This window comes from Endozoicomonas sp. ALB032, assembly GCF_049310125.1.
Taxonomy (GTDB): domain Bacteria; phylum Pseudomonadota; class Gammaproteobacteria; order Pseudomonadales; family Endozoicomonadaceae; genus Endozoicomonas_A.
Genome location: NZ_JBLYNW010000001.1, coordinates 2,337,248 through 2,363,507 on the forward strand (window position 1 = coordinate 2,337,248; position 26,260 = coordinate 2,363,507).

Here is a 26,260-nt window from a genome sequence, read left to right on the forward strand (position 1 = left end):
TACAAGGACAGTAGTGAGGGCTAAAAAAATGGATTTGCTCCCTATCAACGCAGGAAAAGTACGGGCGCCTTTTGAAGACTCAAGGTTATCTGAAAATATTGATAAGACAGGCAGCGCTTTTGCCAGAAAAGTGAGTATAAGTGAAGAGTTAATGCCCACAGATGTGGCTTCTGCAAAGTGGGTTGACGCGGACAATAATGATTTCTCGCACAAGATCGGGCACAAACGGGCCGCTACTGATATTCTCCCGAAAACAATAGAGACAGGTCTGGAAACGCTGACCATTGAACCGGTAAAACGTCCGAAAATAGCTGCAACCGAAACAGCCCATTGGCCGGTCATTGATCCATCGTTGATTGAATCCACCCAGATAGCGAAAACGGCCTTGCTTCAGCCTTATTCTCCTGACAGCATCGCGCCTCCTGCACAGGCAATTGCCCGCAAGGTTCATGGTGTCCAGCACAGTTGCCGGACGGCAATCTGGGCAGTAGCCCTGTTGCAACAGCGTAAACTGCACGGCGATCGCCTGGCGCGGGAATTTCCCGACCAAATGATACCCCTGCTGATTAAAGTCTGCCTGTTTCACGATACGGGTCGAGAAGGCGATGGAGACGATACGCTGGAGTGGGAGCGCGCCAGTGCTGACAACCTTAGGGAACACCTGCGTAACTGCGGCGTGGATCAGTCCCTGGCCTGGCAGTGCGGTGAAGCCATTTGCCACAAGGATAATCCAGAGGGCTGCCAGCATCTGCCAGAAGCCATACAGACCCTGCGCAGTCTGCTCCATGACGCAGATACGCTGGATGTTATGCGGGTCAGAGACTTCTTTTACATGGATCGGCTGGAATGTTTCGCTGCCTCTGGGGATGACTATCAGAGGCAAGACTGGCGCCTGCTGGCCGAAGAGGTCTGCCAGGTGATTGTCAGGCAGGGTGACCTCTGGTACCCGATTAGATTGCAGGACAGACCCACAGACCGCGAGCATTTCTTCAGTATCGGTGACGCCAGCCGGTGCGAAAAAACTAAAAAGCAGTGGGAGCATCACCCTTCTCCCTTCAGTTATCAGCTCTTTAGCGTAGGTAAACAGTCCGCTGTTGTCCGGGGGCTGATTGCGCCTTATACCGGACAGCTGGCAGAACCATCGAAATCATCATTCTCCCTGGCAAAACTGAACCTGCCTGCTACCTATACGGAATGTCAGAACAGCTGGCCAGCGGGGCTTTACAGCGACCCCGTTGACCAACAGGTGTATTTCATCAAACCGGCGAGCTGTGAGCTTAGCGCCCGCAACCAGCTGCTGATGGCTAACCTTGCCGGGCTGCTGGGCATTACAGTTCCTCAAAGCTTTGTCCATGAAGAGCAGGGCCATTTTTATGTGGTCAGTTCTGTCCCCGGGGAATGGCAGGGCAAGCTCAAAGGCGGGGAGGCGACGCTGCGCTCTATGGCTCCAGAGCAGTGGGCCAGATTAATGCTGATTAATGTCATTGTCGGTAATGAAAATATGGTGAACAGTGCCTGGGAAGGCATTGAGCTGACCCCGGAAGGAGAGCCGGTCATGTTCCACTGGGATTATGCCGGGATGGCGACCCGCTACCCGTGTCAGGAGAAACCAGAGCCTGATCCCAAACCGGATGACTTTTCTTCCATGCCCTTGCTGCTGCAAAAACTGAGAAACCCTCAGGCACCTTCCATGAACTCGTTGCCAATCTACAACCCTTGCGTCGATATTCTTGCACAATTAGAGGATGACTTACTGGGCCATACCTTGAAGGATATCTTGCGGCAGATTGACTGGCAGGCCCTGGACCGGCAGATCGAACACAGCGGCTTTCTGCCCGGTGACCGCAGCTGGTTACGGCAGACTATTCATGATCGTATTGCCTGGCTGACCACCCGCTTTCCCAACAGCCTGGAAGCGGGTGAGCGGGTATCCATGGCGGAATACAAGGCGATAAAGGCGGCGGGTATCCGTGGCGGTTGGCTGCCAGTCAAAGGCCGGGATATACGGGGCGGGCAGATCGGTATCAGCCAGTTACTGGATGCCAATGGCCAACCCATCACCCGGATGACCCTCAAGTTGTCCCGGGAAGCGGGCAATAAACTGGCTGACAACCTGGCCCTGGAACGGGGATTGCACCGTCTGGCCAGCCGAGTTAAATATACCAACTTTGCCCTGAATAATCCCAGGCACGCCCCGAACGACCATTACCGCGACTGGCGCAGTGACCTGACCAGCCTGGCCAATGACTGTGCCGACATGGCGGAACAGTTAACCAGAGATAAAACACGATGGCACGCAAAGGATCGCAAGACCATTAATAAGACTGTGATCATTCTGCAGGACATTGTTAGCAAATGCCGGGCATCGTTAGCTACCAATGTGCCGTTTATTGCAGAACTGCCAGCCATCAAAACGCCTCTGCCTGCCCCGGTCTTGCCTGCAAGAGTGAGTTCAAGAACCGGTAAAGACGTTGAAGCGAAAGTGCAACTGGCTGAATTCAGCCACGGTTTTGCCAAATTGACAGGCCGGAGCGTCGGTTATTTGAGCCCGCAACAACTGAAGGCTGCCCACCTCCGCGCCCCACCGGTTCGGGCAGTAGAACTCGAATCGGCCGTCTGTGAAGGCGGCAGTATTCTGTTTTCTCCCCCAAGCCTGCCTCGAGCCCTGAGTTTTGAAAATCAACTGACCCTCACCTTTGGGGGACACAGTAAAACGGTGGTTGAAGCATTGTTCAGGGAACTGGCAGAGCTGGGTATTGGTGGGGAGCGACCAGATATCCTTGATCTGGAGGAGCAATGGCTGGACGCCCTGGCCGACTACCATGGCTGTCTGGGTGATATGAATCTTGCCGTGGCAGCGGATATCAATACCCCGGTAAACACCGGCAAAAAAGCCTTTATTAGAGAATTACTGAATTTCAGTGACGAAGAATTGCTCGATTGGGAAATCCATTATCGTATTCGCGCGGGACGTCTGGTGTATTACCGCCCGGGGCTGCCCCATGGTATTGAGGTCAATCCCGTCAGGCAGTTCTGCCCCGGGCACGAGTTAGACTTTTGTGCGCAGCAGCAACAGAAAAGTGAACAGATTGTGACCAGCCTGAGAAATGAAGCGGCTCTGAACTCCTTTGAACGACGAACTCAGATCGGGATAAAACCGCTTTGGCATATTGCTGCCAAGGCTTCGGCGCGCAGGATGAACTGCGACACTGAATATACATTTTCCCGAATCATGGAGGAGCTGGCGGATAATTCCAAGTCTATAAATGGCAGGGCCATGCACATGCGTTTCACTTCTGCAACACTGGGCCGTACGGATGCACAAATTTATAGAGATGACGGCCAATGTTTTGGGGATTTCTTCGGTTTGGAGGCTTTCGCCCGTAATGAGAAAATCATTGCGCAATCAACTGATGACTACAGAAGTGTGATTCAGCACGATAAGTCACAGGAAGCTCGTTTTTCCAACCCTTTATCTTTGCTTGACGAGTTGAACAGAATTGAGATCAGTTCTCCCGAAAAACAGCGGCAACTGTTCGGTACACTAAAGCAACGCTTCAGCCACTGGCCCGACGGGCGCCCGCTGGAACAGCTTTTTCAGCAGCCCTGTTCCCATCAGTCAACCCGCAAAGAGAGCAAAGTTGCCGAAGAGATCGAAGGTCTCGTCAAGTGTTGTGGTGAAGAGTACAGACAGTGGCTGTTTGAGCAAAATCCACATCTCTTGGAGGGCAAGCTGGATTCCCTGGATGGTATTAAGCTGGACGGGATCCAGCATACTTTTAAAGGGATGGATTTCAGTCGCTGTTCAATGGAGGGTACAGTTCTGCAATCCGTTGTATTTCAGAAATGCAAATTCAATACAGAGCTGTTAAACAGCGCTACTGTCGAAAATGGCTTTTTCAGCGAATGTTCTTTTGAAGGCAAGCGGCTTTTATCCTCGCTATTGGACAATGTTCGTTTTGTCCCTGAAAGGGATATAGAAGGCCTAGTGTATGAAAGTACACGGAAGCTTTCCAGAATCCTGTATGAGTCGTGTGTTAATCAGAACAATGAGTTCAATCTGAAACAATGGCTGGAGGTTATGGGGGAAAGTGACTGTCTACGCGGTCACTCAACACCGCTGGATGAGTTAAGCCGGGATATTCTGTCCCAACATATTGATGAAATTAAAAAAACATATCCACAGCAACTTTGTGAAATTATTTATGCACTTTTCTCCATTAAATTTAAAAGTTCTACCAATGCAATAAATTTTGTCTCGAGTAATCCGGAATTCTATCAACGCCCAATCAAAGATCTCAAAGATTTGTATTTTGAATTCAGAACCATCTTCCTGAAAGAAGGAGATTATAAGAACTCGTCAGGTGATCCATTTGATGAATTATGCGCCCCCTATATCCTCGAACACAATGATTTTTCCCGGGAAGCGGTTTTGGCGTTGATGTTAAATGTTATTAACCTTGTTCTATTCCCGGAATCCAGTGGTCAATACATAGACTTTGGCGTCAATGCCAACAGCGCGGATGACCATTGCCTGAAGGCCATTCCTGAGGTAAGTAGTGAAAGTACACAAAGCAACATGGATGATCTGCCTTTGGTTAAAATGCAAGGTTACAAAGCTCATCTTTGTTACCTTAGCCTCAAAGAGTATCGGAACTATATTCATAAATTCTGGGAACAATGCTCAGAGAAGAGTCAATTAACAATAGCCAGACACTGTTTGCGCCATCAAAATGTTGCCGTTAGCCCCTCAACAACCAGAGAATTTTTAAATTTGTTGTCTAAAGAAGATGGCGAGGAAAATTGGCAGGAAATCTATACCGCTAACATGAGAAAACATAAAAAAAATAAGAAAGAGTGGGACCTCTTGCTTAAGAAATATTTTGGAAAGTAGGGTAAAGGCAACAGTTATTATTGAGTTCGAATTGCCTGCCTTACCCAATGTTGCACTTTTGCCAATAGACAACAGGCTCCCAGGAGCCAATCTTATAGTTTTGCCCAGTCTTCACAGAATGGATGGAACTAACTGACTGGATAAACTGTCCAAGCTTTAATGGATTCGGTTTGACTCAAAAATGGTCAGTATTACAAGGACAGTAGTGAGGGCTAAAAAAATGGATTCGCTCCCCGGTTACACAGTAGATGGAACAAGAGAACAGGCGCCTTTTGAAGACTCAAGGTTATCTGAAAATATTGATAAGACAGGCAGCGCTTTTGCCAGAAAAGTGAGTATAAGTGGAGAGTTAATGCCCACGGATGTTGCTTCTGCAAACTGGTTTGACGCGGACAATAATGATTTCCGGCGCAAGACCGCGCACAAGCTGGCCGCTACTGATATTCCCCCGAAAATAATTGCGACAGGTCTGGAAACGCTGACCATTGAACCGGTAAAAAAGCGTCCGAAAATAGCTGCAACCGAAACAGCCCATTTGCCGGTCATTGATCCATCGTTGATCGAATCCACTCAGGTAGCGAAATCGGCCTTGCTTCAGCATTATTGTCCTAACATTATCGTGCCTCATGCACAGGCTATTGCCCGCCCCGTTCATGGTGTCCAGCACAGTTGCCGGACGGCAATCTGGGCAGTAGCCCTGTTGCAACAGCGTAAATTGCACGGCGATCGCCTGGCGCGAGCATTTCCCGACCACATGGTCCCCCTGCTGATTAAAGCCTGCCTGTTTCACGACACTGGTCGTGAAGGCGATGGGCGCGATACGCTGGAGTGGGAGCGGGCCAGTGCTGACAACCTGAGGGAACACCTGCGCAACTGTGGCATGGAACAGTCCCTGGCCTGGCAATGTGGTGAAGCGATTTGCCACAAGGATAACCCGAAGGGCTGCAAACATCTGCCAGAAGCAATACAGACCCTGCGCAGCCTGCTCCATGATGCGGATACGCTCGATGTTATGCGAGTCAGAGGATGCTTTTACATGGACCGGCTGGAGTGTTTTGCTACCTGTCGGGATGATCACCAGAGGGAAGAGTGGCGCTCGCTGGCCAAAGAGGTCTGTAAGGTGATTGCCGGGCAGGGTGACCTCTTTTATCCGATAACCTTGCATGACAGTCCTGCAAACCGCGAACATTTCTTCTTCATTGGTGCCGACAGCCAGTGCGAGAGCACCAAAAAGCAGTGGGAGCACCATCCTTCGCCCTTCAGTTATCAGCTCTTCAGCATAGCCAAGCAGTCCAATGTTGTCCGGGGGCTGATTACGCCTTATACCGGACAGCTGGCAGAACCATCGGCATCGTCTTTCTCACTGGCACAACTGAACCCCCAAACTACTGCCATAAAAGACTGCTCGGGCAGCTGGCCAACGGGGCTGTACAAGGATCCCATTAACCAACAGGTTTATTCCATCAAACCGACGAGCTGTGAGCTAAGTGCCCGCAACCAGTTACTGATGGCCAACCTCGCCGGACTGCTGGGCATCACAGTACCTCAGAGCTTTGTCCATCAGGAAGAGGGGCATTTTTATGTGGTCAGTCGTGTCCCCGGGGAATGGCAGGGTAAGCTCAAAGGTGGGGAGGAGACCCTGCGCTCTTTGTCTCCAGAGCAGTGGGCCAGATTATTGCTGATTAATGTGATTGTTGGTAATGAAAATATGGTTAACAGTGCCTGGGAGGGCATTGAACTGACCCCGGAAGGGGAGCCGGTGATGTTCCACTGGGACTTTGCCGGGCTGGCGACTCGCTACCCCTGTCCCGAGAAGCCAGAACCTGCCTCCAAAACGGATGACTTTTCCTCCATGCCGGTGCTGCTGAATAAACTGCGGGACCCCAAGGCTCCCCCCATGAACTCGTTCCCGATCCACAACCCCTGCGTCGATATTCTCGCGCAATTGGATGATGACTTGCTGGGCCATACCCTGAAAGATATCTTGCGCCAGGTTGACTGGCAGGCCCTGGACCGGCTGATCGAACACAGCGGTTTTCTGCCCGGTGACCGCAGCTGGTTACGGCGGACTATTCACGATCGTATTGCCTGGCTGACCACTCGCTTTCCCAACAGCCTTGAGACGGGTGAGCGGGTATCCATGGCGGAATACAAGGCGATAGAGGCAGCGGGTATCCGTGGCGGTTGGCTGCCGGTTAAAGGCCGTGATGTCCGGGGCGGGCAGATCGGTATTAGCCAGTTACTGGATGCCAATGACAAACCCATCACCCGGATGTTCCTCAAGTTGTCCCGGGAAGCGGGCAATAAACTGGCAGATAACCTGGCTCTGGAAAGGGGATTGCACCGTCTGGCCATCCGGGTTCAATATGCCAACTTTGCCTTGAATAATTCCAAAAACCTCCCGAACCACGATTACCGTGACTGGCGCAGTGACCTGGCCAGCCTGGCCAACGACTGTGAGGGAATGGCCGAGCAGTTAACCAAAGATAAAACACGATGGTACGAAAAGGATCACTATGCCATTGATAATACCGTGATGATTTTGCGGGACATTGTTAAAAAGTGCCGGGCATCGTTAGCTGCCGACGTGCCCTCCATTGCAAGACTGCCAACCATCGACACTCCACTGCCTTTCACGTCCTTGCCTGCACGAATCAGTTCAAGAACCGGCAAAAACGATGTAGCGAAAGTACAGCTGGCTGAATTCAGCTGCGGTTTTGCCAAACTGACAGGCCAGAGCGTCAGTTATTTGAGTCAGGAACAAATGGATCATGCCAACCTGATCGCCCCACCGGTTCGGTCAGTTGAACTCGAATCGGCCGTCTGTGAAGGCGGCAGTATTCTGTTTTCTCCTCCGAACCTGCCTGAAGCCCTGAGCTTTGAAAATCAATTGATCCTCACTTTTCCGGGACACACTAAAGCGGTGGTTGAAGCATTGTTCAGGGAACTGGCAGAGCTGGGCATTGGTGGGGAGCGACCAGATATCCCTGACCTGGAAGAGCAATGGCTGGACGCACTGGCCGACTACCACGGTTGCCTTGGTGATATGAACCTTGACGTGGCAGCGAAGATCAATACTCCGGTAAACACCCGCAAAAAGAAATTTCTTAAAGAGCTTCTGAACCTCAGTGACGAAGAACTGGTTTGGGAAATCCATTGTCGTATTCGCGCAGGACGTCTGGTGCATTATCGCCCGGGGTTGCCCCATGGTATTGAGGCAAACCCTGCCAGGAAGTTCTGCCCCGCGCACGATCTAAACTATTCTGCATTGCAGCAAAGCAGCAGTGGAAAGTTTGTGGTCGAGAGTCTAGAAAATGAAGCGACCCTGTGTTCCTTTGAACGACGTACCCAGATCGGGATAGATCCAACCGGGAATGTTTCGGCACTCAGGATGAAATGCGATGCCGAATATGCATTTTCCCGAGTCATGGAGGAGCTGGCGGCTAATTCCAGGCAAAATAGAGGTGGGTTTATGTGTATGCGCCTGGATTCTGCAACATTTGGCCGTCTGGATGCACAAATTTATAACAACCAAAGCCAAATTGCGTCGGGATTCTTTGGTTCGGACGCCTTTGCCCGTAATGATAAAATCATTACGCAGTCAGCAGGTGACTACCAAAGTGTGATTCAGCACAGTGATTTACAAGAGATCCGTTTTTCCAATCCTGTGTCCTTGTCTGACGAGTTGAAACTGCTTGAGATGGGTTCTCCCGAAGGTCAGGCATTGTTGCGCAGGCTAAAGAAACGCTTTAGCCACTGGCCCGACGGGCGCCCACTGGAACAGCTTTTTCCGCAATCCTGGTCAATCCTTTACCTTGAGATAACCTGTAAAGGCAGCCAGTTTGACAAAGGCATCAAAAGTCTCGTCAAGGTTTGTGGTGAAGAGGGCATACAGTTGCTGTTTGAGCAAAACCCACAATTGTTGGAGGGCAAGCTGGATTCCCTGGATGGTCTTAAGCTGAATGGTGGGGCTCTTATAAAAAGGATTGATTTCAGGGGCTGTTCAATGAACGGCACAGTGTTGCAATCTGTTTCATTTGAGGAGTGTAAGTTCAATATAGATTTGTTAAGCAGTGCTATTGTTGAAAAAGGCTTTTTCAGCGGATGTTTTTTTGAAGGTCAGCGGTTTACATCATCGCTATTAGACAATGCCCATTTTCACTCTGAAGGTTATGAGGATGGCGTGATCTATGAAAGTACACGTCATCTTTCCCAAATCCTGTATCAGTCGTGCATTAATGAGAACAATGAGTTTAATCTGGAACAATGGCTGGAGGTGATGGGAAAAAGTGATTTTCTACGCTTCGGCTCAACACCGCTGGATGATCTAAGCCGGGATATTCTGTCCCAACACATTGAAGAAATTAAAAACACTTATCCAAAGCAACTTTGTAAAATTATTAATGGACTTTTTTCCATTAAATTTAAAAGTACTGCCAATGCAATAAATTTTGCCAGTAATAATCCGAAATTCTATGATCTCAAAATCAAAGATCTCAAAGACTTGTATTTTGAGTTCAGAACCAACTTCCTGAAAGAAGGAAAATATCTGGGTGAATCAGGGACTCCATTTGATAAATTATTTAAACTCTATAGCGTCAAACGCAGTGATTATTCCCGTGAAGCGGTTTTGGCGTTGATGTTAAATGTTATTAATCTTGTTCTGTTTCCTGAATCCAATGATCAGTACATAGACTTTGGCGTCAATACCAATAGTGCCGATGTGCATGACTATTGCCTGAAGGCCATTCCAGAGGTAAGTAGCACAAGTACACAAAGTAACACAGATGACCTGCCTCTGGTTGAAATGCAACGTTACAAAGTTCGTCTTTGCAGGTTTCGCCTTCAAGAGTACCGGAACTATATTCATCAATTCTGGGAAGAATGCTCAGAGGAGAGTCAATTAACAATAGCCAAACACTGTTTGCGTCATCAAAATGTTGCCGTTAGCCCCAAAACAACCGGGGCATTTTTTAATTTGTTATCTAAAGAACACGGCGAGGAAAATTGGCGCAACATCCATTTCGCTAACATCGGAAAACATGTAGAAATTCAGAGTGAGTTGATTCCGTTGCTTGTTGAAGAATTTGGCGAATGGGGCAGATCCACCAAATTTTATTAAGTTCGAGTTGCCTGCCCTCCTCAGTGAGGCACTTTTAACAATAGACAAGGTGATGTTGTGATTCGGCAGGTATGGAGCCAATCTCACAGTTTTGCCCAGTCTTCACAGAATGGATGGAACTAACTGACTGGATAAACTGTCCAAGTTTCAATGGATTCGGTTTGACTCAAGAAGGTCAATATTACAAGGACAGTAGTGAGGGCTAAAAAAATGGATTCGCTCCTCGGTAAAACAGTAGGTGGAACAAGAGAAGAGACGCCTTTTGCCGGCTCAAGTTTATCTGAAAATATTGATAAGACAGGCACCGCTTTTGCCAGAAAAGTGAGTATAAGTAGAGAGTTAATGCCCACGGATGTTGCTTCTGCAAAGCGGGATGAGGCAGCCAATATTCATTGCATGCGAAATGTCGGGCAGGAAGTAGCCGCCACTGATATTCCCCCAAAAATAATTGAGACAGGGCTGGAAACGCTGACCATTGAACCGGTAAAAAAACGTCGGAAAATAGCTGCAACCGAAACAGCCCATTGGCCGGTCATTGATCCATCGTTGATTGAATCCACTCAGGTAGCGAAAACAGCCTTGCTTCAGCCTTATCGCCCATCAAACATCTTTCCTTCTGCCCAGACCATTGCCCGCCAGGTTCACGGTCTCCAGCACAGTTGCCGAACGGCAATCTGGGCAGTAGCTCTGTTACAACAGCGTAAACTGCACGGCGATCGTCTGGCGCGGGCATTTCCCGACGACATGATACCCCTGCTGATTAAAGCCTGCCTTTTTCACGATACGGGTCGTGAAGGCGATGGGAACGATACGCCGGAGTGGGAGCGGGCCAGTGCTGACAACCTGAGGGAACACCTGCGCAACTTTGGCGTGGATCAGTCTCTGGCCTGGCAGTGTGGTGAAGCCATTTGCCACAAGGATAATCCGAAGGGCTGCGAGCATCTGCCCGAGGCGATACAGACCCTGCGCAGTCTGCTCCATGACGCCGATACGCTCGATGTTATGCGGGTCAGAGGAAGCTTTTACATGGATCGGCTGGAGTGTTTTTCTGACTGTCAGGATGATCAGCAGAGGCAAGAATGGCGCGAGCTGGCCGAAGAGGTCTGCCGGGTGATTGCCAGGCAGGGGGACCTCTGGTATCCGATCAAGTTGCAGGACAGTGACGCAAGCTGCGAACATTTCTTCAGCATCGGTGACGCCAGCCTGTGTGAAAACACCAAAAAGCAGTGGGAGCACCACCCTTCGCCCTTCAGTTATCAGCTCTTTAGCATAGGTGAGCAGTCCGGTGTTGTTCGGGAGTTGATTACGCCTTATACGGGGCAGCTGGCAGAACCACAGGAATCGTCCTTCTCTCTGGCAAAACTGACCCCGCAAGCTGCTGCCATGGAAGAATGCCAGAGCACCTGGCCGGCGGGGCTTTACAACGACCCCGTTAGCCAACAGGTTTATGCCATCAAACCGGCGAGCTGTGAGCTAAGTGCCCGCAACCAGCTGCTGATGGCTAAACTTGCCGGGCTACTCGGCATCACAATACCTGAGAGCTTTGTCCATGAAGAAGAGGGTCATTTTTATGTAGTCAGTTCTGTCCCCATACAATGGCAGGGCGAGCTCAAAGGCGGGGAGGCAATACTGCGTTCTCTGTCTCAAGAGCAGTGGGCCAGATTATTGCTGGTCAATGTGATTGTCGGTAACGAAAATATGGTCAACAGTGCCTGGGAGGGCATTGAACTGACCCCGGAAGGAGAGCCGGTCATGTTCCACTGGGATTATGCCGGGATGGCGACTCGCTACCCATGTCCTGAAAAACCAGAGCCCGCCTCGAAAACGGATGACTTTTCCTCCATGCCCTTGCTGCTGCAAAAACTGAGGAACCCTCAGGCGCCCCCCATGAACTCGTTGCCGATTTATAACCCCTGCGTCGATATTCTTTCAGAATTAGAGGATGACTTACTGGGCCATACCCTGAAAGATATCTTGCGTCAGGTTGACTGGCAGGCGCTGGACCGGCAGATCGAAAACAGTGGTTTTCTGCCCGGTGACCGCAGCTGGTTACGGCAGACCCTTCACGATCGTATTGCCTGGCTGACCACCCGCTTTCCCAACAGTCTGGAAGCAGGTGAGAGAGTATCCATGGCGGAATACAAGGCGATAGAGGCGGCGGGTATCCGTGGCGGTTGGCTGCCGGTCAAAGGCCGGGATATACGGGGCGGGCAGATCGGTATCAGCCAGTTACTGGATGCCAATGGCCAACCCATCACCCGGATGACCCTCAAGTTGTCCCGGGAAGCGGGCAATAAACTGGCTGATAACCTGGCCCTGGAACGGGGATTGCACCGTCTGGCCAGCCGGGTTAGATATACCAACTCTGCCCTGAACAGACGTTACCGAGACTGGCGCAGTGACCTGACCAGCCTGGCCAATGACTGTGACGGCATGGCGGGGCAGTTAACCGGAGATAAAACACGATGGCACGAAAAGGATCAGGATACTATTGATAATACCGTGACGATTCTGCAGGACATTGCAAACAAGTGCCGGGCGTCGTTAGCCGCCGACCTGCCGTCCATTGCAAAACTGCCAGTCATTAAAACGCCATTGCCCGCCCCTGTCTTTCCTGCAAGAGTCAGTTCAAGAATTGGCGAAGAGGTTGAAGCGAAAGTAGAACTGGCTGAATTCAGCCACGGTTTTGCCAAATTGACAGGCCAGAAGGTCAGTTATTTGAGTCCGGAACAACTGAAGGTTAACCGCCTGAGTGCCTCACCGGTACGAGCCGTTGAACTCGAATCGGTCGTCTGTGAAGGCGGCAGTATTCTGTTTTCTCCTCCGAACCTGCCAGAAGCCCTGAGCTTTGAAAATCAACTGACCCTCACCTTTGCGGGACACAGTAAAACAGTGGTTGAAGCATTGTTCAGGGAACTGGCAGGGCTGGGCATCGACGGAGAGCGGCCAGATACCACCGACCTGGAGGAGCAATGGCTGGACGCCCTGGCTGACTGCCACGGCTGCCTTGGTGATATGAACCTTGCCGTGGCAGCCGATCTCAATACGCCGGTAAACATCGGCAAAAAAGCGTTTCTTAAAGAATTGCTGAACTTCAGTGACGAAGAATTGCTTGATTGGGAAATCCATTCTCGTATTCGCGCAGGACGTTGGGTGCAACTACGTCCGGGCTCGCCCCAAGGCATTTCGGCAACCCCCGACAGAAAGTTCTGCCCCGCGCACGATACAAAATTTTGTGCAGATCGGGAAGGAAAAGAAGAACGATTTGTGTCCGATAGCCTGAAAAATGACGCTACCCTGAGCTCCTTTGAACGACGTACTCAGATCGGGATGGAACCTACCTGGCATATCAATCCCAGGGCTTCGTTGCGCAGGATGAAATGCGACACCGGATATGCATTTACCCGAATCATCGAGGACGCGGAGCTGGCGGATTATTCAGGGCGGGTTTATGAAAATGGGATCATGTGTATGAAATTGACTTCTGAAACACTCGGCCGTATGGATGCAGAAATTTATGATAATCAATGTCAGTTTAATAAGGCCCTTGGTTTGGACGCCTTTGCTCGTAATGAGAAAATCATTAAGCAGTCAACCTGTGACTACCAGAGTTTGATTCAACACAATAATTCGGCTAATCCACAGGAGACTCGTTTTTCCAACCCTCTGTCCTTGTTTGACGAGTTGAATCTGCTTGATATCAGCTCTAGCGAAAGTCGACGGCAATTGTTGTCTATTTTGAAGAAACGCTTTAGCCACTGGCCTGATGGGCGCCCGCTGGAACAGCTTTTTCGGCAATCCTGGTCAGTCCTTTACCATGAGATAATCTGTGAAGGCAGCCAGTTTGACAAAAGCATCAAAAGTCTCGTCAAGGTTTGTGGTGAAAAGGGCATTCAGTCGCTGATTGAGAAAAACCCACAACTGTTGAAGGGCAAGCTGGATTCCCTGGATGGTCTTAAGCTGAAGGGTGGGTTTAATATAAAAGGGATTGATTTCAGAGGCTGTTCAATGAATGGCACAGTGTTGCAATCCGTTTCATTTGAGGGGTGTAAATTCAAGACAGAGCTGTTAAATAATGCCACCATTGAGAACGGCTTTTTCACCAAATGTTCTTTTGAAGGTAAGCGGTTTTCATCATCGGTATTAGACAATTCCCGTTTTCACGTTGAAAATGATCAGGATGGCTTGGTATATGAAAGCACACACCAGCTTTCCCGAATCCTGTATCAGTCGTGTGTTAATGAGCACAATGAGTTCAATCTGCAACAATGGCTGGAACTGATGGGCAAAAGCTATTGTCTACGCGGGGACTCAGCACTGCTGGATGATTTGAGTCGTGATATTCTGTCCCAAAATGTTGATGAAATTAACACAAAGTATCCACAGCAACTTTGTCGTATTCTTTATGGGCTTTTTTCCATCGAATTTAAAAACACTGCCAATGCAATAAATTTTGTCAGGAGTAATCGGGAATTTTATGATCGCAAAATCAAAGATCTCAAAGATTTGTATTTTGAGTTCAGAACCCTATTCCTGGAAAAAGGAGATTATAATGGGACGCAAGGTGATCCATTTGAAGAATTATTCAAACTCTACAGCGTCAAACCCAATGACTTTTCCCGGGAAGCGGTTTTGGCGTTGATGTTAAATGTTATTAACCTCGTTCTATTCCCGGAATCCAATGATCAATATATAGACTTTGGCGTCAATGCCAACAGCGTGGATGACCATTGCTTGAAGGCTATTCCTGAGGTAAGTAGCGAAACTACAAAAAACAATTCAATCTCATCCCTGAAAAAAGATGCCCTGCCTCTGGTTGAAATGCGACATTACAAGGCTTGGCTATGTGACAGTTACCTTAAAGAGTACCGGGACTATATTCATCAATTCTGGGAAGAATGCTCAGAAAAGAGTCAATTAATAATAGCCAAACACTGTTTGCGTCATCAAAATGTTGCCGTTAGCCCTTCAACAACCGAGGAATTTATAACATTGTTGTGTAAAGGTCAGGATGTGGAAAATTGGCAGAAGCTCTATAGAGCTAACATGGAAAAACATATAAAAATTCATGAAGAGTGGGCTTCGTTGCTTGTGGACGAATTTGGGGAATGGGCCAACCCCATCGAATTTTATTAAGTTTGAATTGCCTGCCCTCCTCAATACCTCGTGCCATTCGGCAGGTATGGAGTCAATCTTATAGTTTTGCCCAGTCTTCACAGAATGGATGGAACTAACTGACTGGATAAACTGTCCAAACTGTAAGGGATTCGGTATGACCAGATGACCAGGACACCCACACCTTTCTCAGCCTGCCTGCGAGCATATTACGCATCGTCTGGATTTTTAGCCCTGACAATGGAGGGAACTAATTGTTGGATAAAAAGTCGAAAATCACATTCGATCAGGTTCGTCTTAATCAGACTGGTGTAACAAGGGCAGATGCGAGGACTAAAAAATGGATCCGCTTCCTATTAAAACAACAGAACAGCCAGCTTTTGCTGGTTGTATCCGTTCCTCTGGCAATAGTGCTAAGACAGGCGTCGCTTTTGCCAAAAAAGTAAGTATAAGTGAAAAGCTAATGCGCCCGGATGTTGCTTCTGAAAAGTGGAATCAGGCAATCAAAATTGATTGTCAGGCCGGGCATAAACGTAATGTAACCGTTGCTGAGATTACCTCGAAAATCAGTGGCACATCACTGGCAGCGCTGACCATTGAACCGTTAAAAAAGCGTCCAAAAATAGCTGCAACCGAAACAGCCCATTGGCCGGTCATTGATCCATCGTTAATTGAATCTACTCAGGTAGCGAAAACAGCCTTGCTTCAGCCTTATCGCCCATCACACATCTCACCTCCTGCCGGGACCATTGCCCGTGAGGTTCATGGTCTCCAGCACAGTTGCCGGGCGGCGATCTGGGCAGTAGCCCTGTTGCAACAGCGTAAATTGCACGGCGATCCCCTGGCGTGGGCATTTCCCGACCAGATGATACCCTTGCTGATCAAAACCTGCCTGTTTCACGATACGGGTCGTGAAGGCGATGGGAACGATACGCCCGAGTGGGAGCGGGCCAGTGCTGACAACCTTAGGGAACATCTGCGCAACATCGGCGTGGATCAGTCCCTGGCCTGGCAGTGTGGTGAGGCCATTTGCCACAAGGATAATCCGAAGGGCTGCGAGCATCTGCCCGAGGCGATACAGACCCTGCGCAGCCTGCTCCATGACGCCGATACGCTGGATGTTATGCGGGTCAGAGGGTGCTTTTACATGAATCGGCTGGAATGTTTCGCTGACTGTCAGGATGATCAGCAGAGGCAAGAATGGCGCGAGCTGGCCGAAGAGGTCTGCCGGGTGATTGCCAGGCAGGGTGACCTCTGGTCTCCGATCAAGTTGCAGGACAGTGACGCAAACTGCGAATATTTCTTCAGTATCGGTACCGGCAGCCTGTGTCAAAACACTAAGAAGCATTGGGAGCACCACCCTTCGCCCTTCAGTTATCAGCTATTTAGCATAGGTGAGCAGTCCGGTGTTGTCCGGGAGTTGATTACGCCCTATACCGGACAGCTGACAGAACCACCGGCATCGTCTTTCTCCCTGGCAAAACTGACCCCGCAAGCTGCTACCATGGAAGAATGCCAAAGCTGCACCTTGTCAGCGGGGCTTTACACCGACCCCATCAGCCAACAAGTATATTCCGTCAAAGCGGCGAGCTGTGAGCTAAGCGCCCGCAACCAGCTGCTAATGGCTAACCTTGCCGGGCTGCTGGGCATCACAGTACCTCAAAGTTTTGTTCATGAGGAGCAGGATCATTTTTATGTGGTCAGTCCTTTCCCCAAACAATGGCAGGGCAAGCTCAAAGGCGGCGAGGCGACGCTGCGCTCTTTGTCTCCAGAGCAGTGGGCCAGATTATTGCTGATTAATGTAATTGTCGGTAACGAAAGTATGGTAAACAGTGCCTGGGAGGGCATTGAACTGACCCCGGAAGGGGAGCCGGTCATGTTTCACTGGGATTATGCCGGGATGGCAACTCGCTACCCGTGTCCTGAAAAACCAGAGCCCGCCCCCAAAACGGATGACTTTTCCTCCATGCCCGTGCTGCTGCAAAAACTGCGGGACCCTCAGGCGCCCTCCATGAACTCGTTGCCGATCTATAACCCCTGCGTCGATATTCTCGTGCAATTAGAGGATGACTTGCTGGGCCATACCCTGAAAGATATCTTGCGCCAGGTTGACTGGCAGGCCCTGGACCGGCTCATCGAACACAGCGGTTTTCTGCCCGGTGACCGCAGCTGGTTACGACAGACTATTCATGATCGCATTGCCTGGCTGACCACTCGCTTTCCCAACAGTCTGGAGGCAGGTGAGCGGGTATCTATGGCGGAATACAAGGCGATAGAGGCGGCGGGTATCCGCGGTGGTTGGCTGCCGGTCAAAGGCCGGGATATCTGCGGCGGGCAGATCGGTATCAGCCAGTTACTGGATGCCAATGGCCAACCCATTACCCGGATGACCCTGAAGTTGTCCCGGGAAGCGGGCAATAAACTGGCTGATAACCTGGCCCTGGATCGGGGATTGCACCGTCTGGCGATGCGGGTTAAATATACCAACTTTGCCCTGAATGATTCCAGGTATGCCCTGGAAGGCAGTTACCGCGACTGGCGCAGTGACCTGGCCAGCCTGGCCAATGATTGTGAGAGAGTGGCCGGGCAGTTAGCCAAAAATAAATCACGATGGCAGGCAAAGGATCACAATACCATTGATAACACCGTGACGATTCTGCAGGACATTGCTAACAAGTGCCGGGCATCATCAAAAGCCGACGTACCGTATATTGCAGAACTGCCAGCCATCAAAACACCACTGCCCGTCCCTGTCTTTCCTGCACGAGTCAGTTCAAGAATTGGCGAAGAGGTTGAAGCGACAGTAGAACTGGCTGAATTCAGCCATGGTTTTGCCAAACTGACAGGCCAGAGCGTCAGTTATTTGAGTCCGGAACAACTGAAGGAAGCCCGGCTCGCCACCCCACCGGTTCGGGCTGTATTACTTGAATCGACCGTCTGTGAAGGGGGCAATATCCTGTTTTCACCTCCGAACCTGCCTGATGCCCTGAGTTATGAAAATCAACTGACCCTCACCTTTGGGGGACACAATAAAACGGTGGTTGAAGCATTGTTCAGGGAGCTGGCAGAGCTGGGCATTGACGGGGAGCGGCCGGATACCAGTGATCTGGAGGCGATATGGCTGGACGCCCTGGCCGACTACCACGGCTGCCTTGGTAATATGAACCGTGCCGTGGCAGCGGATATCAATACCCCGGTAAACACCAGCAAAAAAGCGTTTCTTAAACGGTTGCTGAATCTCAGTGATGAAGAACTGAAATGGGACACCCACTCTCGTATTCGCGCAGGACGTTGGGTGCAATTCCTTCCGGGGTTTCCCCATGGCATTTCGGCAAACCCCGCAAGGAACTTCTGCCTTGGGCACAATTTAAACTTTCATGCAGAGGAGGAGCGGAACAGTGAACAGTTTTTGCTCAGCCTGGAAAATGAAGCTGCCCTGAACTCTTTTGAAAGACGTAGTCAGATCGGTATGGAACCCCATGATATCGGTGCGATGCATACGGTAACAAGGATGAATTGCGACACAAAATACATATTTTTCCGAGTCATGGAGGGGCTGGAGGATAAGTCCAGATACAAACCTGGTGGGGCCATGTCTTTGCGCCTGACTTCTGAAACACTCGGTCGTATGGATGCAGAAATTTATAGAGATGAAAAGCATTATGGGAAGGAATTTTCTGGTTTGGAAGCCTTCACACGTAATGAAAAAATCATTACGCGATCGACCTATGACTACCGAAGTGTGATTGAGCACAGTAGTTTACAAGAGACTCGTTTTTCCAATCCCGTGTCCCTGCTTGACGAGTTATACAAGCTTGAGATGAGTTCTCTCGAAGGACAGCGGCAATTGTTGGGTACACTAAAGAAACGCTTTAGCCACTGGCCCGATGGACGTCCGCTGGAACAGCTTTTCCGGGAATCCTGGTCAATCTATTACCACGAGTTAATCTCTGAAGGCAGCGAGTATCACGAAGGCATCAAAGGACTCGTCAAGTGTTGTGGCAAAGAGCAAATACAGTTGCTGTTTCAGCAAAACCCACAACTGTTGGAGGGCAAGCTGGATTCCCTGGATGGTCTTACGTTAAATAGTGAGGGTCGTATAGAAAGGATTGATTTCAGCGGCTGTTCAATGGAGGGAACAAGACTGAAATCCACTCTTTTTAACAAATGTAAATTTAATACAGAGTTGTTAAACAGTGCCAAAGTTGACTATGGCTTTTTCAGCAAATGTTCTTTTGAAGGTAAGCGGTTTTCATCATTGGTATTAGACAAGGTTCGCTTTTACGCTCCAGCTGGTAAGGATGGCCTGGTACTTGAAAGTACACACCATCTTTCCCGAATCATATATCAGTCGTGTATTAATCAAAACAATGAGTTCAATCTGGGGCAATGGCTGGATGTGATGATAAAAAGTGATTTTCTACACTACGACTCAACACCGCTGGAGAATTTAATCAGTGATGTGCTGTCCCAAAATATTAATGAAATTAAAAGCACTTATCCAAAAAAACTTTGTCAAATTACTGATGTACTTTTTTTCTTTGAATTTGAAAATACTGCCAATGCAGTAAGTTTTATCGAAAATAATCCGGAATTCTGTGATTGCAAAATCAAAGATCTCAAAGATTGGTATTTTGATTTAAGAGCGACCTTCCTAAAAGAAGTACGTTGTGTCAACATGCGATTAAGTCCATTGGAAAGATTATTTGCCAAGAATCGCCTGAAACACAATGATTCTTCCCGGCAAGCGGTTTTGGCATTGATATTAAATGTTATTAATCTTGTTCTGTTCCCTGAATACAATGATAAATACATAGACTTTAGCGGTAATACCAACAGCGCGGATGAGCATGACGATTGCTTGAAGGATATTCCTGAGGTCAATCGCGAAAGTACAGAAAATAACTCCATTTTATCCCTGAAAACAGACGGCTTGCCTCTGGTTAAAATGCGAGAGTTCAAAGCTCATTTTTGTAAATTACACCTTAGTGAGTGCCGGGAATATTTTCATCGACTCTGGAAAGAATGCTCAGAAGAGAGTCAATTAACAATAGCCAAACACTGTTTGCGTCATCAAAATATTGCCGTTAGTCCTATAACAACCAAGGAATTTATGGATTTGTTGTCTAAAGACCAGGACGAGCAATATTGGCTGGAAATCTATCTCGCTAACATGGGTAAACATACAAAAAATGAGGATGAGTGGAACCGCTTGATTCCGGAATATTTTCGAGGGTGGGCTAATAATAACGAATTTTATTGAGCTCGAATTGCCTGCCTGCGAGCCTATGAATGACCAGGACACCCACACCTTTTTCAGCCTGCCTGCGAGCATATTACGCATCGTCTGGATTTTTAGCCCTGACAATGGAGGAAACCAACTGGTTAGGTACTTATTACAAGGACAGCAGTGAGGGCTAAAAAAATGGATTCGCTCCCCAGGAAAACAGTAGGTGGAACAACAGAACAGCTATCTTTTGCCGGTTGTATCCCTTCATCTGACAATAGTGTTAACAAAGGCGTCGCCTTTGCCACCAGGAAAGTGAGTGAACTTGAAGAGGTCATGCTCCCCGGTGCTGCTTCTGAAAAGTGGAATCAGGCAATCAAAATTGATTGTCAGGCCGGGCATAAACGTAATGTAACCGTTGCTGATATTACTTCGAAAATCAGTGGCACATCACTGGCAACGCTGACCAGTGAACCGGTAGAAAAGTGTCCGAGTATAGGCGAAACCGAAACTGAACCAGCCCATTGGCCGGTCATTGATCCATCGTTGATTGAATCCACTCAGGTAGCAAAAACGGCCTTGCTTCAGCCTTATCGCCCATCACACATCTCACCTTCTGCCCAGACCATTGCCCGCGAGGTTCACGGTCTCCAGCACAGTTGCCGGGCGGCGATCTGGGCAGTAGCCCTGTTGCAACAGCGTAAACTGCACGGCGATCGCCTGGCGCGGGAATTTCCCGACCAAATGATACCCTTGCTGATCAAAACCTGCCTGTTTCACGATACTGGCCGTGAAGGCGATGGTTTCGATACGTTGGAGTGGGAGCGGGCCAGTGCTGACAATCTGAGGGAACATCTGCGCAACATCTGCGTGGATCAGTCCCCGGCCTGGCAGTGTGGTGAAGCCATTTGCCACAAGGATAATCCGAAGGGCTGCGAGCATCTGCCCGAGGCGATACAAACCCTGCGCAGTCTGCTCCACGATGCAGATACGCTGGAAGTCATGCGGATCAGAAGATGTTTTTACATGGATCGGCTGGAGTGTTTTGCTGACTGTCAGGATGATCTCAAGAGGCAAGACTGGCGCCTGCTGGCCGAAGAGGTCTGCCGGGTGATTGCCAGGCAGGGTGACCTGTGGTGTCCGATCAAGTTGCAGGACAGTGAAGCAAACCACAAACATTTCTTCAGCATCGGTGCCGCCACCCGCTGTGAAAACACTAAGAAGCAGTGGGAGCACCATCCTTCGCCCTTTAGTTATCAGCTGTTTAGCATAGGTGAACAGTCCGGTGTTGTTCGGGAGTTGATTACGCCCTATACCGGACAGCTGACAGAACCACCGGCATCGTCCTTCTCTCTGGCAAAACTGACTCCGCAAGCTGGTGCCATGAAAAGTGCTGCCATGGAAGAATGTCATAGCACCTGGCCAGCGGCGCTTTACAACGACCCCGTTAGCCAACAAGTATATTCCGTCAAACCGGCGAGCTGTGAGCTAAGCGCCCGCAACCAGCTGCTAATGGCTAACCTTGCCGGGCTGCTGGGCATCACAGTCCCTCAGAGTTTTGTTCATGAGGAGCAGGGTCATTTTTATGTGGTCAGTCCCGTTCCCGAACAATGGCAGGGCAAGCTCAAAGGCGGCGAGGCGACGCTGCGCTCTCTTTCTTCAGAGCAGTGGGCCAGATTATTGCTGATTAATGTGATTGTCGGTAACGAAAGCATGGTGAACAGTGCCTGGGAGGGCATTGAACTAACCCCGGAAGGGGAGCCGGTCATGTTCCATTGGGATTATGCCGGGATGGCAACTCGCTACCCGTGTCCTGAAAAACCAGAGCCCGCCTCGAAAACGGATGACTTTTCCTCCATGCCCTTGCTGCTGAATAAACTGCGGAACCCTCAGGCACTCCTCTACCGTGAGTTAACCTCTGAAGACAGTAAGCATCACCCAGGCATCAAAGGTATCGTCAGCTCTTGTGGCGAAGAGCGCATACAGTTGCTGTTTGAACAAAACCCACAACTGTTGGAGGGCAAGCTGGATTCCCTGGATGGTTTTGAGCTGAAGAGGAAGAGTCGTATAAAAAGCATTGATTTCAGTGGCTGTTCAATGAAGGGTACAATCCTGCCATCCATTACATTTCAGCAATGTAAATTCAATACAGAGCTGTTAAACAGTGCCATTGTTGGCAGTTGCTTTTTCGCCCGATGTTCTTTTGAAGGTGAGCGGTTTTCATCATCGGTATTAGACAATGTTCGGTTTTACACTCCAGGTGGTAAGGATGGCGAGGTACTTGAAAGTACATGCCAGATTTCCCGAATCCTGTATCAGTCCTGTGTTAATGAGAACAATGAGTTCAATCTGGAAAATTGGCTGGAGGTGATGGGGAAGAGTGATTATTTATGCTATTTCTCAACATCGCTGGATGATTTAAGCCGGGATATTCTGTCCCAACATATTGATGAAATTATCAGAACTTATCCACAGCAACTTCATAAAATCATTTATGGACTTTTCTCCATTGAATTTAAAAGTACTGCCAATGCAATAAATTTTGTCCGGAATAATCCGGAGTTCTATCATAGTCAAATCAAAGATCTCAAAGATGTGTATTTTGAGTTCAGAACCACCTTCCTGAAAGAAGGAGATTATAATAGTACGAGTGGAAATCCACTTGAAGAATTATGCCCCCTCAATAGCCTCAAAGACAATGACTTTTCCCGGGAATCAGTTTTGTCGTTGATGTTAAATGTTATGAACCTTGTTCTGTTCCCTGAATCCAATGACAAATACATAGACTTTGGCGTCAATGCCAACAGTACGGATGAGCATGATGATTGCTTGAAGGAAATTCCTGAGGGCAGTAGCGAAAGTATACAAAACAACTCAATCTTATCCCTGCAAATAGATGGCCTGCCTCTGGCTGAAATGGAAGCTTACAAAGCTTTTTTTTGTAATTATCAGCTCAAAGTGTATCGGGAATATTTTCATCAATTTTGGAAAGAATGCTCAGAAGAGAGTCAATTAAGAATAGCCAAACACTGTTTGCTTCATCAAAACATTGCCGTTAGCCCCTTAACAACCATTGAATTTTTTAATTCGTTGCCTGAAGGCCATGACGAGCAATACTGGCTGGAAATCAATCTCGCTAACATGAGTAAACATACAAAAAATCAGGATGAGTGGGACCAGTTGCTATCGGAATATTTTGGAAAGTGGGGTGAAGACAACAGATATTATTGAGTTCGAATTGGCTGTTATGGTGCGCCTATTTTTTGAATCTGTACGCTTATTTTTAGCAAAATCGTCGTAAACCCTCGCCCAATCGAGGGTGTCGCAAAACTCTCTCCGGCGTGGGAACGCGTTGACTCCCGTCATTGCCAGCTTCATTCTCGTCATTCCCGGCTTCATTCTCGTCATTCCCGCGAAGGCGGGAATCCACACTGACTCTCCACCAAAACCATACTGCCCGTTGTCCCCCTGGCCTTGTCATCCCCGAGAAGGCAGAGATCCACCGTTGGCGCTGGATTCCCGCCCTCGCGGGAATGACGACTTCAGAGCGTGAGGACGAGCTGTTGAAGTTTTGCGACACCCTCACAGCGTGGGAACGAGTTGTTGGGCTTTTGCGACACCCTCAATCGGGCGGGGATATAAGACGGGAACGCAGAGCGTTGCGGTTGAGTATTTGTACGTGGTTGGTTATATTTTCCATCGGTCTGTCTCTATGCAGAGACTTACGGTGACGAAAACCAAGCACTGTTAACAAAAAATTAAGGCAGAGACAACTGCTCAACCGCCCTTGAAGAACCAGACGAGCCCATACCTGAGTGACCCGTTAAGGCTGCGGCAAATCAAACAAGAGACCAATAAATAACCGAGAGGCACCCGGTTACTGCTGATGGAGGCTTCTGTGTAAGTCCAGTCGCTATAGGCTGGCTGTAGCCTGTGAAGTCAGAAGCCTCGCCTGACAAGGCGGGGAGTGTCACTTGCGTAGGTATAAAATTAAAGGAACCAATTTCTCATCCTGGCGTTCGAGGGGGATGAGAAATTGTGAAAAGATCCCAACAGAGATTAATTATTGATAACCAAAGGACAGCCATGAACTGGATGCTCCGAAATCGTAACATCCACATCAAACACAGCCTGTAACGTTTCTGCGGTCAACACTTCATGGGGTGTTCCCTGGGCTGCTATAGCCCCTTCTTTTAGAATCATCAGACGGTCTGAGTAACGGGCTGCCAGATTAAGATCGTGCAGAATAACCATTACACCTACACCTTTCTCAGCCTGCTTGCGGGCCATTTTCAGAGTCAGTTGCTGATGAGCCGGATCCAGTGCTGAAGTGGGTTCGTCCAGCAACAGGTAGCGTTTGCCAAAATCCGGTTCGTCCCAGATCTGGGCCAACACTCTGGCCATATGAACCCTCTGTCGTTCACCACCGGAAAGGGTGGTGTACCGACGATCTCTCAGATGCAGACCATCGACTTCTGTCAGTGCCGCCTCAACGATGGCCAGATTTTCTGTCCGGTCTGTAGCACAGGGAATGCGTCCCAGAATAACCACTTCTGCAACCGTGAAAGGAAAGCTCAGTGAGGAAGACTGAGGTAACACGCCCAGCATAAGAGCTTGTTGTTGCAGTCCCCAATCAGTTCTGTCATTTAACAGTACCTTTCCTGAAGAAGGCTTTTGCTCTCCACTGATGACTTTCATCAGGGTGCTTTTACCAGCCCCGTTAGGGCCCAGAACTGTGACTATTTCACCGGGAGCGACTGTAAGACTGACGTCATCAAGCAGTCTCTTTTCAGCAATCTGCACTGTGGCATTTTCAACCTTGAGACAACTCATCAGGCGATCCTTTTGCGTTGCTGCCATAGCAGGGACATGAAGAACGGAGCACCCATCAGGGCGGTGACAATACCAATGGGCAGTTCAGCGGGAGCGACAGCGGTTCTGGCGATCATATCGGCTGCCAGCAACAGGATACCCCCCAGCATGGCTGAGGCAGGTAACAGTGTTTTGTGATCAGGTCCTGCCAGCAAACGAATCAGATGGGGGACTACCAGTCCGACAAAGCCAATGATACCGGCGACCGATACAGAGACACCGACCGCCATGGCCGTCACCAGGATCAATTTAAGCTTGGTTTTCTGAACATCAATGCCCAGATGTCGGGCTTCGGATTCGCCTAGCAACATGGCATTGAGAACCAGTCCGTAACGACACAGCAAGAAAATAACTGGACCTAAAAGGGTGAAACAGAGCAGGACCGAGTTCCAGTTGGCACCACCTATGCTGCCCATTTGCCAGAAGGTCAGGCTTCTGAGAGTGGCATCGTCAGCAATGTAATTCAGGATTCCCATACCTGCGCCTGCCAGTGCAGAGATCGCCACACCGGCCAGCAGCATGGTAGCGACAGAGGTGCCGTTGCTGGTGGTACCCATTTTATAAACGATCAAGGTCGTAAGAACGCCGCCGCCAAAAGCCAGCAGTGAAACGCTGTAATCCATAAGCAGTGGGCTGGAGAATCCTGCGAAAAGCGCCGATCCTGAAACAATACCGATACCCGCTCCAAGGGCCGCGCCGCTGGATACACCGATGATACTGGGATCAGCCAGCGGGTTTCTGAACAAGCCCTGCATGGCAGCACCGGCAATGGCCAGAGAGCCGCCAATCATGATACCCATCAGTGTTCTTGGCAGGCGGATGGATTCTACGATCAGACGTGTCTGGTCGGATACCTGACTGTCAGTGATGCCCAGTCTATCCAGGAAAATGCAGATAATATCCAGAGGGGCAATGGCCACCGGACCGGTGCCCACGGACAGCACCATGACAGTTGGCAGGGCCAAGGCCAGCATTATCAGCAACAGTGCCGATTTACGACTAGGGTTCATTGTTGTTCTCAGTGACGGTG

At 49.3% G+C, this 26,260-nt stretch carries 8 protein-coding genes; 6 read left to right on the plus strand and 2 right to left on the minus strand.

Annotation, left to right across the window (positions count from 1 at the left end; genetic code table 11):
• The first annotated feature begins 28 nt into the window (after positions 1–28).
• The 6 genes from ACO6VG_RS08430 to ACO6VG_RS08455 all read left to right on the plus strand — a co-directional run bounded on the left by ACO6VG_RS08430 (position 29) and on the right by ACO6VG_RS08455 (position 23,911).
• The gene (locus tag ACO6VG_RS08430; RefSeq protein WP_422473480.1) at positions 29–4,894 is read left to right on the plus strand and encodes a hypothetical protein; all 4,866 of its coding nucleotides are present in this window, start codon (positions 29–31) and stop codon (positions 4,892–4,894) included.
• 220 nt (positions 4,895–5,114) lie between these two features.
• Positions 5,115–10,016 carry a hypothetical protein gene (locus ACO6VG_RS08435; RefSeq protein ID WP_422473483.1) on the plus strand — a complete coding sequence of 1,634 codons (4,902 nt, stop codon included), beginning with the start codon at positions 5,115–5,117 and terminating at the stop codon, positions 10,014–10,016.
• Between the two features lie 210 nt (positions 10,017–10,226).
• Positions 10,227–15,152, plus strand: a complete 4,926-nt coding sequence (locus ACO6VG_RS08440) for a hypothetical protein (protein ID WP_422473485.1) — start codon at positions 10,227–10,229, stop codon at positions 15,150–15,152.
• A 319-nt stretch (positions 15,153–15,471) separates the two neighbouring features.
• The gene (locus ACO6VG_RS08445) at positions 15,472–20,394 is read left to right on the plus strand and encodes a hypothetical protein (protein ID WP_422473487.1); all 4,923 of its coding nucleotides are present in this window, start codon (positions 15,472–15,474) and stop codon (positions 20,392–20,394) included.
• A 162-nt stretch (positions 20,395–20,556) separates the two neighbouring features.
• The gene (locus ACO6VG_RS08450) at positions 20,557–23,589 is read left to right on the plus strand and encodes a hypothetical protein (protein WP_422473489.1); all 3,033 of its coding nucleotides are present in this window, start codon (positions 20,557–20,559) and stop codon (positions 23,587–23,589) included.
• 121 nt (positions 23,590–23,710) lie between these two features.
• Positions 23,711–23,911, plus strand: coding sequence for a hypothetical protein (locus tag ACO6VG_RS08455; protein WP_422473491.1), 201 nt, complete (start codon positions 23,711–23,713; stop codon positions 23,909–23,911).
• 506 nt (positions 23,912–24,417) lie between these two features.
• Here ACO6VG_RS08455 and ACO6VG_RS08460 read toward each other — a convergent pair.
• Both ACO6VG_RS08460 and ACO6VG_RS08465 read right to left on the minus strand, forming a co-directional pair.
• Positions 24,418–25,191: a heme ABC transporter ATP-binding protein gene (locus tag ACO6VG_RS08460; RefSeq protein WP_422139665.1), complete on the minus strand. Its 774-nt coding sequence runs from the start codon at positions 25,189–25,191 to the stop codon at positions 24,418–24,420.
• A complete protein-coding gene (locus ACO6VG_RS08465; RefSeq protein WP_422473493.1) occupies positions 25,191–26,240 on the minus strand; it encodes a FecCD family ABC transporter permease in 1,050 nt (349 codons plus the stop codon). Before ACO6VG_RS08465 ends, ACO6VG_RS08460 begins: the two co-directional genes overlap by 1 nt.
• Between the last annotated feature and the right edge of the window lie 20 nt (positions 26,241–26,260).

Coding starts and splice junctions, on each gene's coding strand:
- ACO6VG_RS08430 (WP_422473480.1), top strand. CDS start 29: ATGGATTTGCTCCCTATCAACGCAGGAAAAGTACGGGCGCCTTTTGAA.
- ACO6VG_RS08435 (WP_422473483.1), top strand. CDS start 5,115: ATGGATTCGCTCCCCGGTTACACAGTAGATGGAACAAGAGAACAGGCG.
- ACO6VG_RS08440 (WP_422473485.1), top strand. CDS start 10,227: ATGGATTCGCTCCTCGGTAAAACAGTAGGTGGAACAAGAGAAGAGACG.
- ACO6VG_RS08445 (WP_422473487.1), top strand. CDS start 15,472: ATGGATCCGCTTCCTATTAAAACAACAGAACAGCCAGCTTTTGCTGGT.
- ACO6VG_RS08450 (WP_422473489.1), top strand. CDS start 20,557: ATGGATTCGCTCCCCAGGAAAACAGTAGGTGGAACAACAGAACAGCTA.
- ACO6VG_RS08460 (WP_422139665.1), bottom strand. CDS start 25,191: ATGAGTTGTCTCAAGGTTGAAAATGCCACAGTGCAGATTGCTGAAAAG.
- ACO6VG_RS08465 (WP_422473493.1), bottom strand. CDS start 26,240: ATGAACCCTAGTCGTAAATCGGCACTGTTGCTGATAATGCTGGCCTTG.